Source organism: Psychromonas sp., from assembly GCF_047632955.1.
GTDB lineage: Bacteria > Pseudomonadota > Gammaproteobacteria > Enterobacterales > Psychromonadaceae > Psychromonas.
In genome coordinates this window covers 26,866-46,070 of record NZ_JBLIED010000001.1, presented here as the reverse complement: position 1 = coordinate 46,070, position 19,205 = coordinate 26,866, and the positions used below count along the sequence as shown (strand labels likewise).

The window sequence follows — 19,205 nt, the reverse complement described above, 5'->3', positions numbered from 1 at the left end:
AAATAAACCGGCTATAGTATTTATCAAACAAGCGATTAAGCGTTGATTGCATCTTTTAATGATTTACCGGCTTTAAATGCAGGTACTTTAGCGGCAGCAATTTGAATTGGTTCATTGGTTTGTGGATTACGGCCCGTACGTGCGGCACGCTCTTTAACTGAGAAAGCACCAAAACCAATAAGTGAAACATTATCACCTTCAACTAATGCACCCGTTACACTTTCGATAAAAGCATCTAGAGCACGGCCCGCTGCGGCTTTAGAAATATCTGCACTTTCCGCGATATTATCGATCAGTTGTCCTTTGTTCATTTTACATCTCCATCTTTATTATTATAATGTCCACAATTAAATACATAATTAACACGCGTTTAATTCTATTTTTGTAAGGCTACGTTGCTATTTAAGCGGGTGCAAGTAAATTTATAGAAAACTCACCCGCAGCCCTCTATTTTCTGCGGTTTATCACCTATTTCGGTGATTTTTCCAAAGAAAAACCTTTTATACTATCCTGCAGCGCAATTTCCAGCACTTCATCAATCCAACGAACCGGTTTGATTTCCAGTTCATCCTTGATGTTATCAGGAATTTCTTCCAAATCACGGGTGTTTTCAAATGGTATTAATACGGTTTTAATACCGCCTCTTCGTGCAGCCAATAATTTTTCTTTCAAGCCACCAATCGGTAATACTTCTCCACGCAGGGTAATTTCCCCGGTCATGGCAACGTCCGCTCTTACAGGAATCCCGGTTAAGCTGGAAATCAGTACAGTACACATAGCAGCACCTGCACTTGGACCATCTTTAGGCGTTGCACCTTCAGGTACATGCACATGAATATCGCGTTTCTCATGAAAATCGGCATTGATCCGCCATTCTTCAGATTTGGCACGCACTACGGTCATCGCAGCCTGGATAGACTCTTTCATAACATCACCCAAGGATCCGGTATAGGTTAATTTACCTTTTCCCGGAACCGAGGTTGCTTCAATGGTTAACAGTTCGCCACCTACCTCGGTCCAGGCAAGTCCAGTCACTTGACCGACTTGGTTGGTCGAATCCGCTTTACCAAAATCAAAGTGGCGCACCCCGAGATAATTTTTTAAATTATCAATATTCACGTCGACTTTTTTGATCTTTTTATCAAGCAGTATCTGTTTAACCACCTTACGACAAATTTTTGAAATTTCACGCTCTAATGAACGTACACCGGCTTCACGCGTGTAATAACGAACAATGCCGATAATCGCACTGTCATCGATACTGATTTCACTCTCTTTCAAACCGTTACGTTTGATTTGTTTACCGGTTAAATGCTGCTGAGCAATATTTAATTTCTCGTCTTCGGTATAACCCGACAAACGAATAACTTCCATTCGGTCAAGCAGTGGCCCGGGAATGTTCATTGAATTTGAAGTCGCCACAAACATCACATCTGACAAGTCATAATCCACTTCTAAATAATGGTCGTTAAAAGTATTATTTTGCTCGGGATCTAACACCTCCAATAAAGCAGAAGCAGGATCACCGCGCAGGTCAGAGGCCATTTTATCTATTTCATCTAATAAAAACAGTGGATTTTTCACCCCCACTTTAGTCATTTTTTGAATTATTTTACCCGGTAGCGAGCCTATATAGGTGCGACGATGCCCGCGAATCTCCGCTTCATCTCGAACCCCACCTAATGCCATACGCACATATTTACGGCCGGTAGAGCGCGCAATTGACTGCCCTAAGGAAGTTTTACCAACACCGGGAGGACCGACTAAACATAAAATGGGTCCTTTTAATTTATTAATACGGGTTTGCACTGCGAGGTATTCTAAAATACGCTCTTTTACTTTTTCTAAACCATAATGATCCGCATCTAATGTTTCCTGTGCTTTGGCCAGATTCTTTTTCATCGGCGTGCGTTTTTTCCAGGGTACATTCACTAAGCTTTCAATGTAAGTTCGAATAACGCTTGCTTCAGATGACATTGGCGACATCATTTTTAATTTTTTAAGCTCTGAAGTTGCCTTTTCATAAGCTTCTTCAGACATACCGGCTTGTTCTATTTTGTCAGCAAGCTGGTCATGGTCATTGGCACCCTCTTCTGACTCACCCAATTCTTTTTGAATGGCTTTCATCTGTTCATTAAGATAATACTCACGTTGACTTCGCTCCATCTGCTTTTTAACACGGCTACGAATACGTTTTTCAACTTTGAGAATATCTTCTTCATTTTCCATCATCGCCATCAGATATTCCAAACGCTCAGTGATAGAGTTTAACTCCAAAGCAGTTTGTTTATCTTCCAGACTTAAGGGCATATGTGCGGCGATGGTATCAGCCAAACGTTCAGGATCATCAATACCATTTACTGAAGCTAACACCTCGGGCGGAATTTTTTTATTAAGCTTGATATAAGATTCAAATTGCCCCATTACACTGCGTAATAAAGCCTCTTCCTCTTTTTCATCTATTGCTTCACTTTCAAGTAACTCAACTTCAGCAAAAAAGTAATCTTTATTTTCAATGTTATTGATCAATCGTGCACGCTGCACACCTTCAACTAATACCTTAACGGTACCATCGGGTAATTTTAATAATTGCAGAATATTTGCAACTGTTCCTACTGTATACAGATCTTCTAATTTTGGATCATCTAATGAAGCTTCCGTTTGTGCCACTAATAATACTTTTTTACCCTGATCCATCGCAGCTTCTAAACAGCTGATAGATTTTTTTCTACCAACAAAAAGTGGAACAACCATATGCGGGTAAACCACTACATCACGTAAGGGCAATACCGGCAGGGTTAATTGCAGCTCTGATTCATTTTTCATAATATCCCCAGAAAATATTCATTTATTTATTCTTATTATCGACAACAAATAAATTTTAGAAAGCGTAATAAACTATACTGGGGATTGGAAATTTTTTTTTCAAGGTAAAAAATGAAAAAAGAGAGCACAAGGCTCTCTTTCTTAACAATTATTGCTTCAATTGCTTATTTATCAGACGATGCCAATTGCTCTAGCTGCTGCTCTTCCGAATAAATCAACAGCGGTTTTGCCTGACCGTCAATAACATTTTCATCAATGACCACTTTGCTAACATTTTTTACCGATGGTAAGTCATACATAGTATCTAATAATACCGCTTCAACAATTGAACGCAGTCCGCGGGCACCGGTTTTTCGGCCCATCGCTTTTTGCGCCATTGCGATTAATGCGTTTTCCCTAAACTCAAGTTCGACATTTTCTAATGCAAATAATGCCGCGTATTGTTTAGTGATTGCATTTTTAGGTGCAGTTAAGATTTCAACTAATGCCTGCTCATCTAATTCAGCTAATGTTGCAACAACGGGTAAGCGCCCGATAAACTCGGGAATAAGACCGTATTTGATGAGATCCTGAGGTTCCACTTTTTGAAAGGTTTCACTGAGTGTCGCTTTAGAATCTTTATCCCTTACGGTTGCACCAAAACCAATACCCGTACCCGTCTCAACGCGTTGTTCAATGATACTGTCTAAACCCGAGAATGCTCCACCACAAATGAACAGTATCTTGGAGGTATCCACTTGGATAAACTCTTGGTTTGGATGTTTACGTCCACCCTGCGGGGGAATAGAAGCAACCGTACCTTCAATCAGTTTTAATAACGCTTGCTGTACACCTTCACCCGAAACATCTCGTGTGATAGACGGATTTTCTGATTTACGGGTTATCTTATCAATTTCGTCGATGTAGATAATACCGTGTTGCGCTTTTTCAGGATCGTAATCACATTTTTGTAACAGTTTTTGAATAATGTTTTCAACATCTTCACCCACATAACCCGCTTCAGTAAGCGTGGTTGCATCGGCCATCGCAAAAGGTACGTCTAATAATCGTGCCATTGTTTCTGCCAGTAAAGTTTTACCACTCCCGGTTGGACCAATCAGGAGAATATTACTTTTGCTGAGCTCAACACCATCGGAAATAGCGCCGTGCTTTAAACGCTTATAATGGTTATATACCGCAACTGCCAACACTTTTTTGGCAGTGTCTTGGCCAATGACATAATCGTCTAGGTTGGCACGAATTTCGTGCGGTGTTGGTAATTTTTTATCACTTGTTGTCGATTCGCTTGCACTGCTTATTTCTGCAATCTCTTCTTTGATAATATCATCACAAAGATCAACACATTCATTACAAATATAAACAGAAGGACCGGCAATCAGTTTTTTTACTTCGTGCTGGCTTTTTCCACAAAAAGAACAATAAAGTAAGCTGTTGCTATCGTTTTTATTTGGCATTTTTTTTCCTTCACCTATTTTCTTTGCGTTAACACTGAATCAACAATGCCGTATTCTACTGCTTCATTTGCGCGCATAAAATTATCACGGTCGGTATCTTGCGCGATTATTTCAATATCTTTACCCGTATGGAAAGATAATAATTCATTCATGCGGTGCTTGGTCGCAAGAATCTCTTTAGCATGAATTTCAAAATCAGAAGCTTGACCCTGGAATCCGCCTAATGGTTGATGAATCATCACCTTTGCATTAGGTAGACAATGACGCTTACCCGGTGCACCGCTGGCTAACAAAAAAGCACCCATGCTGGCAGCCATACCCATACAAACAGTACTCACATCGGGTTTTATAAACTGCATGGTATCGTATATTGCCATGCCGGCACTGATCGATCCGCCCGGTGAATTGATATAAATAAAGATATCTTTTTCCGGACTTTCTGATTCTAAAAATAATAATTGTGCAGCAATGACGTTCGCCACGTGATCTTCAACGGGACCGGTCAAAAAGATGACACGCTCTTTTAATAAACGTGAATAAATATCATAAGAACGCTCTCCTTTTGCTGTTTGTTCCACAACCATAGGAATAAGCGCGTTACTAATTGGATCGGTATTTCCAGCAAATGGATTTGACATGTTCAACTTCTACCCTAATAAATTAAATTAAATTGCTAATACGCTGAATGTAAAATGGCCCGAGTGAAATCACTAGAGCCATTGAAAGTTAATACCCGAACGCCTGAAAAATTAAAATAGTTTCATCTCTGCGCTGTATAGTGGGTATAAAAATTGACTAATAGGTATCTATTAAGCAACCACTTTGTTCATAACTTCATCGAACGATTTGTTCACTGCAGTTACTTTAGCTTTTTCAATGATAAAATCAACTGCTTGCTCTTCTAATGCAACATTTTCCATGTTTTGCATCATTTCTTTGTTATTTTTGTAGTACTCAATAACTTCTGTTGGATTATCATAAGCTGATGCCGCAGATTCAATTAATGCAGTCACTTTTTCTTGATTAACTTTCAATTCATTAACATTAATCACTTCACCTAACAAGAAACCTACTTTAACGCGTTTTTCAGCTTGTTCTTTAAACAATTCAGCTGGTAACTCAGGTAAGTTTTCAGGATCCATTTCTTTAGCATAACGATCCATCGCCTGCTTACGTAAAAGAGTAATTTCTTCTTCAACTAACGCTTTAGGTATTTCAATTTCATTGTTTTCAACAAGTGCATTTAATACTTTATCTTTAACGCTGTTTTTAAGTGCCTGGTTAAGTTCGCGCACCATATTTTGTTTGATATCATGTTTCAATGTCTCTAACTGACCATCTTCCACACCAAATTTTTGTACAAATTCAGGCGTAATTTCAGGCAGAATTTGTTCTTCAACTTTAGTCAGTTTAATTGCAAACTGAGCAGCTTTACCTTTAAGTTGTTCTGCATGATATTCTTCTGGAAAGTTTACATCGATAGTAAACTCACTGCCAGCGGCATGGCCAACAATACCCGCTTCAAAACCCGGGATCATTCTATCGCTACCTAATACAATTTCGAATCCTTCAGCTTTTCCGCCTTCAAATACTTGACCGTCAATAGATCCTTCAAAATCTAGTGTAACTTGGTCATCATTTGCAGATTCGCGTTCAACGGCATTCCATTCTGCATGTTGTTTGCGCAGTGTCTCAATCATTTTATCCAGATCGGCGTCAGTGACTTCTGCAGAGTCTTTGTCAACGGATAGCTCTTCTAATGCGTTCAGTGTTACTTCCGGGTAAACTTCAAATGTTGCAGTAAAAGTAAAGTCTTGACCTTTTTCACGCGTATGAGGTTCAAAAGTAGGACGGGCTGCCAGGTTAAGTTTTTCAGTCACAACAGCTTCAGAAAAGTTGCGCTGCATTAATTCACCAGCAACTTCTTGGAAAATACTCGCGCCAAAACGTTTAGTAACAACTGAAGTTGGCACTTTACCTGGGCGGAAACCATCAACACGCTGTGTTTTAGCTAAATGATGAACGCGGCTATCAAACTCTTTATCAAATGCTGCAGCAGCAATAGTGACAGTAAGCTTGCGCTCTAGACCTTGTGTTGATTCAACAGAAACTTGCATTTTATTTCCTTTATCTTTTTGACGTTAATAAATTAAGTTAGCCAGTTCAGCTCATCTTCGATGATGAGTTAAACCTCTAAGGAATTATCGTTTTTAAACAACAACATATATTAAAATAACACCTCAGTAAATTATTGAGTTTAATTTCGATGATGAAATTTAAGACCCACCATTATAGACATTGTTTATGCTTTAGTCGAGTCTTACAAAAAATGAAAAATGCTAAGCAGATCATAATTTATAAAAAGACCAATCAGCGCTACAGAAAAACAGATATTTTACAATTGCTTCAATTAAATCGCGGCGCTCAAATAGACGACAATTTTTTTGTTCAGTTAGCATCAATAATGCGCGTAAAATATAAATCTAATCCAAAGTAATGACATCTAATAGAGGATGTATGGGTGTGAACATGAAAAATCAACCCATCATACCAAATTCACTCATTTTCTCTGTAAATATGCGGGTTAGCATAACCCAGTGATAATAGATTATGTCTGCAGCAAGAACCCCTGAATCCCTGAAAAAATAATTTGAGCGCCAATGGCAGAAACAAATAAGCCGGTAATTTTTGGTATAATTTCCAACCCTTGCTCGCCGATTAAATGCTGCAGTTTATTGGAAAGCAATAAAATGCCAGCGAGTGAAATAACGGCGGCAAGTAATGACAAAATAACCAGTGTGATCCCCAGAAAACCGGACATCTCCGCACCAATAACCATCAAAATACCAATCAACCCCGGCCCGATGGTGCTTGGGATAGCGAGCGGCACAATGGAAAAATCACTGCCTTTTTTAATGCTCGTTTCAGGTATTTCGCCCCCGCCCTTAATCATCTCTAAGGCGCTTAAAAAAAGAACCGTTCCTGCGCCAATTTTAAAAGCATCTAAGGTAATGCCAAAGAGGCTAAAAATATATTTACCAAATAATAAAAACGTTAAACTCGCAACTGTGACTGCGATTGATGACCTGAAAATGACGGTTGTTTTCTCAGGTTTGCTGAGTTTTTTACTTAAACTCAAGAAAACCGATAACACAAAAAAGGGTGTCATCATAAAAAATATCTTTAAATAAAGGGTAAAAAACGTTTCCAACATCTCAAGCTCTCTATAGTCTTAAAAAAACGCGATGCTAACATACCTATTAATAAATTCATGTAAAAAAAACGCCTGAATCAATCAACTTTTTTAAAAAAATAATAACTGAAAAGTTGTAATAAAAATGACTGAGATCCCGCTTCGAATAACAGGCCCCTAGACGCTAAAATTTTTAATCTTCCTATGACCTTCCAAGTCTCAATTAGGATCTACTTAGGTATCGATAAGGGCATGAATTTAATGGATTTGGTACAATATAAAGCAGGTTACCATAGTAAATACAACTGGCTTCGGTCTGCTCACAAATAAAAATACGGATTGCTGTCACACTGAAAAATAAAACCCAGCACGGTATTTACCCCCATTTACTTGATTTTATGATTTGCTGTATTTTACAAAGAAAGATGAAATATAATCCAAGATTTATCACAAATAAGCGTTTCAATTCAAAAAACTGGTATTTTTATTGATGGATCCAATTACCCTTCATTTTACAGCTAAGCGAAACATCATCTATCAACAGTAAAAAATTTCAATCTACGTTCATTAAGTCAGATTAATATGATTCTGTAATCATATCTATCGGTTTAATTAATAGATTAAACTTTTACAATAAATGATAATCACTTTTGCATCGCATTGATTTTAATATGATTTTTTATTGCGCCTGTAATGATATTTACAAAATAAAGCTTGCATAAATGTCATGATTTTAGCAAACAGAACAACATCTCAGTGCTATACTTGGTTCACAAAATACTGCCGATCGGCTGCAAATCTGCAGTGCCCTTCAGGATTGTAGTAAAAATATTATTTATGAGAGAGAAATCATAATGCATGTTTTTTGAAAAGGGGGATACATACGCCCTTCCTTTTATCACAACTACTGATTCTTTTCTTGAAAATGGAAGATTAATGTGAATAACCAGAGACAAGTCGTCATTATTATTGATGATCAATCAACCGGAAGAATGATCCTTGGAAAGATTATTCAGCAAATATCGAATAATATTACGGTTATTGATTTTGAAGATCCAAAAGATGCGCTTGAATGGATGACGGGCAATCAGGCTGATCTCATTGTGACTGATTATAAAATGCCCGGTTTAGATGGGGTCGAGTTTATAAAAGAAGTTCGCAAGACCGGTAGCGGTTCGCATATTCCAATCATGATGATTACTGTCGTCAGCGATAAGGCGGTACGTTATGAGGCACTAGAGGCGGGAGCAACCGCTTTTTTAACCAAACCTATAGATCAAATTGAATGCCGCACCAGTTGCAGAAACTTACTAAAGCTGCATAAACAGCATATGATAATTCAGGATAGAGCCAACTGGTTAGCCGAGCAAGTTAGCAGCACCACAAAGCAGATTCTTCAGCGCGAGCAGGAAACTATTTTACGTCTTGCTAAAGCCGGGGAATATCGTGATCAGGAAACCGGTAATCATGTCATCAGGATGGCTAAATACTCCCGAAAAATTGCAGAACAGCTGGGGTTAACGGATCAGGAGTGTGAAGATATTGAGCACGCGGCGCAGATGCATGATATTGGAAAAATTGGCATTCCAGATAGTATATTATTAAAACCGGGCAAATTCGATGCGAGAGAATGGAAGATAATGCAAACCCATACCACTATCGGTTATGAAATCCTCTCGGATAGCCAGTCTAAATATATACAGATGGGGGCTATCATCGCACTTAATCATCACGAACGTTTTGATGGGCATGGCTACCCTAATAGGCTAAAGGGAGCCGAAATCCCTCTGATCGCCAGAATCGTATCCGTTGCCGATGTATTTGATGCACTCCGGTCTGTAAGACCCTATAAAACAGCCTGGTCAATTGAACGTACAATTGATTTTTTAACAAAACAATCAGGTACCCAGTTTGACCCCAAATGTGTTGATGCATTTTGTAACCGCATCACAGATATGACACAAATACAGGCTGATTATCCTGATCTTGTAAGGCCAAAAAACCAACCGGATTGATTGTCTTAATGCAAAAAATTTCACAAAAAATAAGCGCTTTCAAAAAGCACATAAAACAGACTGGTGACTCGGAACCTGAACAGGCGCTGGTGCGTGTATTTATAAGTTTGTTGTTGATTATCTTTTTTTGTCTTCCATGGAGTCCAAAAGAACAATTTGTTGAAATTATAATATCAACAGTTAATCTCATCATATTGGCTGGTTTCATCATTGCAGTAGCGATTGTTAACGCAATAATAAAAAATCCCAAACCCAGCCCAAAACGCAGAGTAGTTGGCATTTTTTTAGATCTTGTTTCCCTCTCGGTTTTGATGGCGATCGCCGCAGATGAAACAGTTTCTCTATTTGTATTCTACCTCTGGGTTATTTTAGGAAACGGTTTTCGATACGGTGTTAATTATTTATATATTTCTCTGGCCGTGGGTTTTAGTGGTTTTTTAGGCGCGATTCTTTGGGGAGACTATTGGCAGCTGAACCTGCCAATTGCGATAAGCCTGCTGATCATAATTACGCTAATTCCGCTGTATTCAATTTTTTTAATTAATAAGCTCTATGCCGCAATTGCAATGGCTGAAAATGCAAATCAGGCTAAAAGTCGCTTTTTAGCGAATATGTCACATGAACTCAGAACCCCTTTAAATGGCGTATTAGGCTTAGGTGATTTACTCAACGAAACTAAACTCGACCATGAGCAACGTAATCTTGTCAGCACCATGCACAGCTCAGCTAAAACCTTGCTTGAGCTTATTGAAAAGGTGCTTGATATTTCTAAAATCGAAGCTGGAAAAATAGTTATTTCTAAAAAGTCCTTTGATTTACACGCCTTAATCAACTCTGTTACATCAATAAAAAAGGTAATGGCCGAGGCAAAAGGACTGACAATGGTATCCCGAATAGACTCTGATGTGCCCTTCCTACTGGAGGGTGATCAGAAATATATTCGTCAGATTCTGGTAAATTTAATCGGTAACGCAATAAAATTTACCGATGCAGGAGTAATTAATCTGCATCTTTCTAACGTCGGAGGCAATGAGAGTTCGACTATGATCCATTTTGATATCAAAGACACGGGCATAGGCATTGATAAGCAGTCATTGCACTGCGTATTTGATGACTTCAGCCAGGTAGGGGATGCCGCAGCTGAACACTATACAGGGGGGACTGGCCTCGGTACCACTATTTCAAAAGAATTAGTGGAGTTGATGGGCGGTAATATAGGGGTTGAAAGTGAATTAAATCACGGGTCAAATTTCTGGTTTGAAATACCTTTTACCCTGCTGCCTGTCGTCCCTTTAGATAGCAGTGACAGTCATTTGTTAGTTATCTCAACAGATCACACCAAAGCGGTTATACAACCTTATTTAGCAGCATGGAGCCTATTAGCGGATTTTGTGCAATCACCTATGCACGCTGTCACTATGCTGAAAAACACGCAAAAACATAACCCGGCTTATAAAATTATCCTTATTGATAGATTAAGCCTGCTGGATACCACAGCGGTTGAATTTGCTGCTCAATTAAAATCAGAACAATTACTGGATGGCATTTCATTAGTATTGCTCAATTGTGCAGAAGGTTATTCATACAATAATAAAATAGATCAATACTATATTTCAGTCATTGAGGATTTAAGCGATAAACGTGCCCTCTTCAACGCTCTCCATGCGGCACAAAGTAATTACAGCAATAATACTAATATAATTTCTATTGCTGAATATTACGCTAGTCAAAACGGGGCTAACACATTGAACATCTTGGTTGCAGAAGATAACAAGGTCAACCAGCAGGTTCTTTCCGGTATTTTGCGACGAGCTGGTCACTCAGTTATTCTCACTGACGATGGCGAACAAGCGCTGGACGTACTGGCAAAAGATTTTGAGCAGATAGATTTATTAATTGTTGACAAAAACATGCCGGGCCGTTCAGGTGATGAAGTGGTGAAAGCGTTACGCTTTATGGATACTGGCAATGATTTTCCGATTATTATGCTAACAGCAGACGCGACTCCCGAAGCGAAAAAGTTAGCGCTTAGCCTCGGTGTTAATGAATTTTTAACCAAGCCGGTAGACTCCCGTGGCTTATTAGAAAAAATTGCGGCTATCTCTAAAAATACCAACCTTAAAGTAGTTAAACAGCCGTCTATTGTAGCGCTGCCGACAGCAACAGATGTCTCGTGGTGCAATACAGCAGTGCTTCAAGCGTTATTTTTGCTAGACAGCGATCTCGGATTTATGAAGCGTTTAATAAAAGGATTTACTGAAGATGGTGACAAGCATATTGCATATATTAAAAAAGCGATAACCGATGACTACCTGCAACTTCGTGAATCATTACATGCCTTAAAAGGAGCTTCTGCAGAACTTGGCGCGGATAAACTTTCTGAAATATGCGCACAGGGAGAGACTTGCAGACCTTATGATCTTGGAACAGAAAAATTAGTTTTATTAATCAAGGACATTGAATATGCCTATGATAAAACGGTAGAAGCCTTAAACGATGCCTTATCTAAGGCTGCTACCGGGTAAAACTAAAGTAAATGACTGAAGTTTATGTTACAGATTATTTTTTGCTGTTTGACGCATAACCAGTCTTTCCATCATTCTAAGGTCTTTGACGGTTAACTTTAATGCAGATTCAACCCATATTTTGGTTATATCTAACAGTTCCTTGTACGGAATGGGATTACTAATATCTCGAACCTGTCGCATAGCCTGATAACTGTTTGCTTTACGGTTCGCAGTTTCAATATACCGGTAAACAGCGGTTTCACCTTCACCTTTATCGGCCAAAATATCAACGATCCCAAGTTCATATAACTCTTCTGCTAGATATAATTTCCCACTTAAAATAATTTCCTGCGCTTTCGCTGGGCTTACCTTTCGGCTAAGCAGTGAGTAAGCCCCCATTCCTGGAAATAGATTAAATAAAACCTCCGGCAGTCCGAGCTTAGTACCACGTTCAGCAATTAACAGATTACTTGCTAAAGCCCCTTCAAAACCGCCACCCAATGCATCCCCCTGCACCAGCGCTATGGTCGTAAGTTCACTTTCAAGGTGTGTTATATTATGATATAAAACATTAATGCATTTTATCGCATAAGCGAGCAAGCCATCTCTATCCTGTTTTTTTATCAGCTCAAAGAAGACGGCTAGATCCCCCCCTAAGTTAAAAACGTCCTTAACATCGGAAGCGAGTATCAAATAATCGTATTTTTTTTGCTGACTGCTTTTCATCTCATGCTTAATATTTTTCGCATAGTCATTTAATTCATCTAATAAAACGGACGTGAAGCAGGGACGAGGCTGTGCGTTCATAAAATACCAGCCGGCTTTATACTTTGTATCATAATAGGTTTTAAGTTGAGTGTACTGATTGTTAAGGCCACTTTGTTGCTCAACATCATCTGAATTTATCATTCGTGCTAGATTATCAATCATTTTTTTCCCTTCAAATATTTAATGGTGCTCAGTAATTTATGCTCACGAGCAATTTTTTTGACACCTGCCGCTATTGGCAAATGCGCACAAAGTGTACCAATAAATATAATTATTCTTTGTCTAGAACAGTGTCTTTCTTTAAACAACTACTTGTTATTTAAAGAGAAAATGATAAAGATCAAAGCTTGAGAACAAACGGGATAACAGGATGAAGATAAATTTTGAGAGGTTTGCGTTGATAGCCGCTTAATCGCAACCGTTGCACTTATAACTTTTTTAAGTGTTATTAAGATAAATAAAGACCCTAAGCGCAGCGTAATGTATTAAAGAAATATAATGAAACTGGTTTTAGCGCAAATAAATTATACCGTGGGTGATATTGAAGGTAATTTACAAAGAAAGTATATTAATACCAAAAGAACCAAAAAGGTGATCACCCTTGCTGGTTAAAATTACCTCTAACAGCGTTGTGAGTTTTATTCAGAACATCCAGTTCTTCACCACTACGTGGTCAGCTAAGGCTGTTCAAAATCGTTCCATACGATTTTGTGAAGTGAGAACAACTATCTCCTGCAACTCTCTCGCCTTGTTAGTACTAACTTTTCCTTCGCAATACTTGATCACTTAATTAATTCCTTTGGTATTACAAGGCAACAGCAAGCCCCTTCAACTATAATAGTGCAAAAGAAGATTTGGTATGGGCCGGTGGCAGCAAAATATTAAAAATAAAACTCTATAACTGCATTAAATTCAATTTTTACGGATGGATAAGTTTTGGATGAAAAAAAACCGCTACAGGAGCGGTTTTTTTAGAGGTGGTCGGTGATAGAGGATTTGAACCTCTGACCCCTACTCCCCCAGAGTAGTGCGCTACCAAACTGCGCTAATCACCGATAATTTTTTTTATAGCAAAAAGCCTGTAACAGATTAATATCACAGGCTATTTTAATCTATTTGGTGAAACTATTAGACAATATTTTATAAATCGGGGGAGATTTACTAAGATTGTTATAATCACCGTATCATCTTATTTGAATATGTTTAAGTGGTGCGGAATGAGAGACTTGAACTCTCACACCCTTCGATACTAGAACCTAAATCTAGCGCGTCTACCAATTCCGCCAATTCCGCAACTATTTAAACATTTTAATAAAGTAAAGATGGGGCGAATGACGGGGATTGAACCCGCGACAACCGGAATCACAATCCGGGGCTCTACCAACTGAGCTACATCCGCCACTAAACTTTTCTAAATGGTGCGCCCTACAGGATTTGAACCTGTGGCCTACGGCTTAGAAGGCCGTTGCTCTATCCAGCTGAGCTAAGGGCGCATCGCTGGTTGTTAAAACATCAACACGTTCAAAACATGCTGTTAAATGTGGTCGGTGATAAAGGATTCGAACCTTTGACCCCCTGGTCCCAAACCAGGTGCGCTACCAAGCTGCGCTAATCACCGAAAATCTTGCTTTTAGTGTTTATAAATTAAGGTCCAAACTTTCTGGTCCAACTTTCTATAAACCCAAGGAGGTACGCTACTAAACTTCACTAACCACCGAAAATCTTGCTTTTAGTGTTTATAAATTAAGGTCCAAACTTTCTGGTCCAACTTTCTATAAACCTAAGGAGGTGTGCTACTAAACTTCACTAACCACCGAAAATCTTGCTTTTAGTGTTTAAAGATTAAGGTCCAAACTTTCTGGTCCAACTTTCTATAAACTCAAGGAGGTGTGCTACTAAACTTCACTAACCACCGAAAACCTTGCTTTTGTTGTTAGCCGTTGAGCCTTGACAACGAGGCAGATATTACTGAGTTGTTTTTAGATCGTCAATTGTTATTTTAACAATTAGGTGTTGAGTGATGATAAATTAATCGCATTGCCTGATTTTAGAGCTGAAGTATAGATTGAACAGTCCGACAAGCGCTAATAGTAACAACAGACGGGCCGATTAGCTCACGATAGTAGCAGGCTTAAAAGAGCAAAATGCCCCGGCTTAATCTGAATCGAAAAACATTTTTTGAGTTTATTTGCATATCCAAATTTAAAAATATTTTTTACCGATATGAATCTAACTGTAAATTCCAAATTCAACGCACTCTTAATATCACGATACAATTTTATCGCGACTTGATGAATTTTAAGCGAATAAATACAAGCATGCTACAGTTAAAAGTATATCAACAATGGGGGGTGTTTTATGGCTTTTATCCAATCATTTGGGGCTGCTGAGACAGTAACCGGTTCCTGCCATTTTTTACAGCTTAAAAACGGGCCTAAAATTTTAATTGATTGTGGCTATTTTCAGGGCCATGGTGAAGAACAAACATTTGAACCTTTTGGTTTTGATCCTAAACAAGTGGATATTTTATTGATTACCCATGCGCATTTGGATCATGTCGGCCGTATTCCTAAACTGGTCAAGGAAGGCTTTGACGGCAAACTTATCGCCTCAAGAGCAACCATGGATTTGGCCGAAGTGATCTTAATGGATAGCGCTAAAATTGCTGAGGAGGATTATAAAACTGCATTGAAAAAAGCCAAACGTTCCGGTAATGAAAAACAGCTTCGTCTGCCAATTTACAGCACTGATGATGCAAAAGCTGTCTTTGATTTAACCATTCAATATGCGCAGTACAACAAAAGTATACAACTTGCACCGGGGGTAAAAGTGACCTTTCGTAACGCCGGACATATCCTTGGCTCGGCAACCGTGCAAATCGAGTTTAATGAAGCAGGCGTATCCAAATCGATTGTCTTTAGTGGAGACTTAGGCGGCCAGACTGACTTAATTATGCCCGCCCCTACAGTGGTTAAACAAGCCGATGCGCTTTATATTGAATCCACCTATGGGGATCGGGATCATCGCGGTTTAAAAGAGACTGTTCATGAATTTAAAGAGATTATTATTAAAACCTTAAATAATCAGGGTAATGTATTGATCCCCTCCTTTGCGATTGAACGTACACAAGAAATCCTGCTGCTGCTCAAGCAAATGTATTACGATAAAGAGCTTCCCAAATGCCAAGTGTTTTTAGACTCGCCAATGGCCATGCGTGCCACGCAAATTTATACTCGTTATCATGCTGAACTAAATGCACCAGCCAAAAAACTGCTTGAGCGTGACGGCACTATTTTTGACTTTCCTTATCTGCAATATTCACTTAAAAATCAAGATTCAATGCTGATTAACAACGTAGAAAACCGCTGTATTATCATTGCCGGGAGTGGAATGTGTACCGGTGGACGCATTTTACATCACTTTAAACATCGGCTCTGGAATGCACATAACAGCGTCATATTTGTCGGCTATCAGGTGCAGGGCACCCTAGGGCGAAAAATGATTGATGGGACAGAGTCCATTCAGCTTTATCACGAAAATATTAAAGTAAATGCGCAGATACACATGATCAACGGATTTTCGGCTCATGCCGATCAAAGCGACCTTTTAGCTTGGATAAACGAATTTGAAAAACTCGATAGAGTCTTTTTAATACATGGAGAGCCCGACAAACAGGCTATTTTTAAACAAGTTATTGAAGAGCAGTTACACAAACCCACACATATCGTTAAATATGCAGAACAAATTTATATTTAAAGACACTAGAAAACTGCGCTAATTAGCCTAAGATTCGTAAAAAGCAAAAAGCCCGTAACACTTTGACATATTACGGGCTTTTCTAAATGTGGTCGGTGATAAAGGATTCGAACCTTTGACCCCCTGGTCCCAAACCAGGTGCGCTACCAAGCTGCGCTAATCACCGAAATCTTACTTTTATTCTTAAGCTCTAAGCCTTTGTGCCTTTGTGCCTTTGTGCCTTAACGCCTTAACGCCTTAACGCCTTAACGCCTTAACAACTGAGCGAAAGGTTACGGAGTTGTTCAGCTGTCGTCAAATATTATTTACAGTAAAGAGTCTGAATGATTGTTTATTAAACGCTTTGTCTATTTTAACTTCTTCTTTATGGGATAAAAGACAAATTCCTTATAACTAACCAGCTTATAAAGGTGCAGATTCAGCTTTGTATCATTTACCGATAACAATGCGCTTGTCTTTTTATTGTGCTGGAGCGGCTCCCCAATACAGTTATTAGCACACCTTTGACTTTTTAAGTTTTAATGTTCCATCACAATATTTAATTGTCACAATATTTTCTTGTAAAATTTAGTTAAATTACGATAGAAATCTCGAAAACTCAAAAAAAATGTTTTTTTATGCAGCCAACACTCTATATTATCCAGAAGAATGATCTAAGTAGCACTAAATAGTCGCATTTTTATAAAAATGAATTAAAACTTATACTTTAAAAACATTTAAAAACAAACAGATATAAAATTAATCATGTTTTATTACAGTACTGTAATGAAACTGTCACATTCACATGTTTCAATACAGACGCTTCCACAGAAGTAGTCACTGATTAAATTATATTTACGCAACGTGCAATTTTTATTTACATAGAATGGAATTCATTATGAAAAAAGTTTTTGGTTTAGTAGCAGCAATTGGTTTGATGGCATCACCACTTACCTATGCAAACACAACGATTACGGTATCAGGTTCAACTTCTGTTACTAATGTAATGGAAGTGCTGGCTGAAACATACAGTAAAGAAACCGGTATCAATGTAGAAGTACAAGGTACGGGATCATCAGCAGGTGTTCGTGCTGCGAAAGACGGCACCAGCATGATAGGTATGGCATCTCGTGAAGTTAAAAGCAGTGAAGTAACCGCAGACACAGAAATAATTGTGATGGCGCGTGATGGTATTGCTGTAACGGTAAATAATTCAAATCCAGTTAAGAACTTAACTAAAGATCAAATCGCTAAGATTTACCGCGGTGAAACCAAAAATTGGAAAGAAGTTGGCGGCGAAAACAAACCTATCGTAGTAGTAACACGTGATACGGCATCAGGCACACGTGGCGCATTTGAGGACATCTTAAACCTTAAACGTAAAATTAAAGACATGAAAGTATCTACTATCACACCGACTGCCCAAGTAGGTAATGGTAACGGTATGGTTAAAACTATTGTCGCTAATAATACTTTCGCAATCGGCTACATCTCTCTTGGCTCTGTAGATGCTTCATTAAGCGCAGTAGCAGTTGAAGGTGTTGCAGCAACAGATGCAAACATTGTTGCCGGTAAGTATCAGATTGCCCGTCCGTTCGTATTATTAGTTAAAAAGGACGTTGCTAAAGAAGCGCGTGATTTTATTGCTTACCTATTATCAGAACCCGCTCAAAAAATCGTTGTCGCAGAAGGTTACATCCCGGTTAAATAATTTCCAAAGAACTTAATCAAAGAGGAGCTTATGCTCCTCTTTTTGCATTTAAAATTTTGTAAGATTAACTGCTTATAGTGCATAATCAGATGAATATTCTTACCGCTATGATTCAAATGGAATTTATTATGAAAATAGTTATTGGTTTATTGGCTGCAATGGTTTTGTCACCCGCGTCATTTGCATCGGAAAAGACAACCGTTACTATGGCGGGTTCGACTTCTGCTTCTAATGTTATAGAGGTATTAGCCGAGATTTATCAGAAACAAACAGGTGTTAATGTAGAGGTGCAAGGTATTGGTTCTTCAGCTGGTATTGTTGCAGTAAAAAATGGTACCACTATGCTCGGCATGTCTTCTCGCGAATTGGAAAATGACGAATTAACGGATGATATACAAACAGTTATCATTGCCCATGATGGCATTGCTATGGTCATCAACAAGTCAAACCCCGTTGAAAATTTAAGCCGCGAAGAAATAAAAAAAATATATCGTCGGGAAATTACTAATTGGAAAGAGGTAGGTGGCGAAGATAAACCCATTATTGTGGTAACGCGTGACGTGTCATCAGGTACACGGGAAGAGTTCGAAAAAATATTGGACCTAAAGCGCAGGGTCAATAATATAGAAGTATCAGATATTTCTCCGCGTATACTGGTTGGTAATGGTAACGGCATGGTTAAAACACTGGTTGCTAACAATATTTATGCACTTGCCTATATTTCTTTAGGCTCTGTTGATAATGGATTATCGGTAAAAGCGCTTAGTATAGATGGAGTTAAAGCCACCAATGCACATGTTTTTTCCGGTGAATATAAACTTTCGAGACCCTTTATAGTATTATATAAAAAGAATATTGCTCAACCGGCATTCGATTTTATTAACTATATCATGTCCGACGAGGGTCAAAAAATCATTCAAGAGCAAGGTTATATCAGCATTAAATAATCTCATAATTAAAATAAGGGAGGCGCAAACGCGCCTTCTGTTGTAATAA

General features: G+C 38.6%; 12 protein-coding genes and 6 tRNA genes. 5 read left to right on the top strand and 13 right to left on the bottom strand.

Annotated features, from left to right (window positions below; genetic code table 11):
* Positions 1-35: 35 nt before the first annotated feature.
* The 6 genes from ACJAZP_RS00200 to ACJAZP_RS00175 all read right to left on the bottom strand — a co-directional run bounded on the left by ACJAZP_RS00200 (position 36) and on the right by ACJAZP_RS00175 (position 7,494).
* Positions 36-311, bottom strand: a complete 276-nt coding sequence (locus ACJAZP_RS00200; protein WP_011769845.1) for an HU family DNA-binding protein — start codon at positions 309-311, stop codon at positions 36-38.
* A 157-nt stretch (positions 312-468) separates the two neighbouring features.
* A complete protein-coding gene (gene lon / locus ACJAZP_RS00195; RefSeq protein ID WP_415228710.1) occupies positions 469-2,826 on the bottom strand; it encodes an endopeptidase La in 2,358 nt (785 codons plus the stop codon).
* A 164-nt stretch (positions 2,827-2,990) separates the two neighbouring features.
* Positions 2,991-4,280 (bottom strand): ATP-dependent protease ATP-binding subunit ClpX, encoded by a 1,290-nt coding sequence (gene clpX / locus ACJAZP_RS00190; RefSeq protein ID WP_415228709.1) that lies wholly within the window; start codon positions 4,278-4,280, stop codon positions 2,991-2,993.
* 14 nt (positions 4,281-4,294) lie between these two features.
* Entirely contained in the window at positions 4,295-4,918 is a 624-nt protein-coding gene (gene clpP, locus ACJAZP_RS00185) for an ATP-dependent Clp endopeptidase proteolytic subunit ClpP (RefSeq protein ID WP_415228708.1), read from the bottom strand.
* 171 nt (positions 4,919-5,089) lie between these two features.
* A complete protein-coding gene (gene tig / locus ACJAZP_RS00180; protein WP_415228707.1) occupies positions 5,090-6,397 on the bottom strand; it encodes a trigger factor in 1,308 nt (435 codons plus the stop codon).
* Between the two features lie 491 nt (positions 6,398-6,888).
* Positions 6,889-7,494 carry a MarC family protein gene (locus tag ACJAZP_RS00175; RefSeq protein ID WP_415228706.1) on the bottom strand — a complete coding sequence of 202 codons (606 nt, stop codon included), beginning with the start codon at positions 7,492-7,494 and terminating at the stop codon, positions 6,889-6,891.
* A 917-nt stretch (positions 7,495-8,411) separates the two neighbouring features.
* Between ACJAZP_RS00175 and ACJAZP_RS00170 the strand changes: the two genes are divergently transcribed.
* Entirely contained in the window at positions 8,412-9,488 is a 1,077-nt protein-coding gene (locus ACJAZP_RS00170) for an HD domain-containing phosphohydrolase (protein ID WP_415228705.1), read from the top strand.
* An 8-nt stretch (positions 9,489-9,496) separates the two neighbouring features.
* Complete coding sequence (locus tag ACJAZP_RS00165; RefSeq protein ID WP_415228704.1) at positions 9,497-12,013, top strand: ATP-binding protein; 2,517 nt, start codon at positions 9,497-9,499, stop codon at positions 12,011-12,013.
* Between the two features lie 27 nt (positions 12,014-12,040).
* On the opposite strand, the gene ACJAZP_RS00160 is transcribed toward ACJAZP_RS00165, so the two are convergent.
* The 6 genes from ACJAZP_RS00160 to ACJAZP_RS00135 all read right to left on the bottom strand — a co-directional run bounded on the left by ACJAZP_RS00160 (position 12,041) and on the right by ACJAZP_RS00135 (position 14,381).
* Positions 12,041-12,925, bottom strand: coding sequence for a crotonase/enoyl-CoA hydratase family protein (locus ACJAZP_RS00160; protein WP_415228703.1), 885 nt, complete (start codon positions 12,923-12,925; stop codon positions 12,041-12,043).
* Between the two features lie 816 nt (positions 12,926-13,741).
* Positions 13,742-13,818: transfer RNA gene (locus ACJAZP_RS00155), tRNA-Pro, on the bottom strand.
* Positions 13,819-13,971: 153 nt separating this feature from the next.
* A tRNA-Leu gene (locus ACJAZP_RS00150) sits at positions 13,972-14,056 on the bottom strand.
* 30 nt (positions 14,057-14,086) lie between these two features.
* Positions 14,087-14,162, bottom strand: a tRNA-His gene (locus tag ACJAZP_RS00145).
* Positions 14,163-14,179: 17 nt separating this feature from the next.
* A tRNA-Arg gene (locus ACJAZP_RS00140) sits at positions 14,180-14,256 on the bottom strand.
* A 48-nt stretch (positions 14,257-14,304) separates the two neighbouring features.
* A tRNA-Pro gene (locus tag ACJAZP_RS00135) sits at positions 14,305-14,381 on the bottom strand.
* Between the two features lie 740 nt (positions 14,382-15,121).
* On the opposite strand from ACJAZP_RS00135, the gene ACJAZP_RS00130 reads away from it, so the two are divergent.
* Positions 15,122-16,519, top strand: a complete 1,398-nt coding sequence (locus tag ACJAZP_RS00130) for an MBL fold metallo-hydrolase RNA specificity domain-containing protein (protein ID WP_415228702.1) — start codon at positions 15,122-15,124, stop codon at positions 16,517-16,519.
* A gap of 89 nt (positions 16,520-16,608) precedes the next feature.
* On the opposite strand, the gene ACJAZP_RS00125 is transcribed toward ACJAZP_RS00130, so the two are convergent.
* A tRNA-Pro gene (locus ACJAZP_RS00125) sits at positions 16,609-16,685 on the bottom strand.
* A 711-nt stretch (positions 16,686-17,396) separates the two neighbouring features.
* Between ACJAZP_RS00125 and ACJAZP_RS00120 the strand changes: the two genes are divergently transcribed.
* Entirely contained in the window at positions 17,397-18,209 is an 813-nt protein-coding gene (locus ACJAZP_RS00120) for a phosphate ABC transporter substrate-binding protein (protein ID WP_415228701.1), read from the top strand.
* An 89-nt stretch (positions 18,210-18,298) separates the two neighbouring features.
* Positions 18,299-19,156 carry a phosphate ABC transporter substrate-binding protein gene (locus ACJAZP_RS00115; protein ID WP_415228700.1) on the top strand — a complete coding sequence of 286 codons (858 nt, stop codon included), beginning with the start codon at positions 18,299-18,301 and terminating at the stop codon, positions 19,154-19,156.
* The last annotated feature ends 49 nt before the right edge of the window (positions 19,157-19,205 follow it).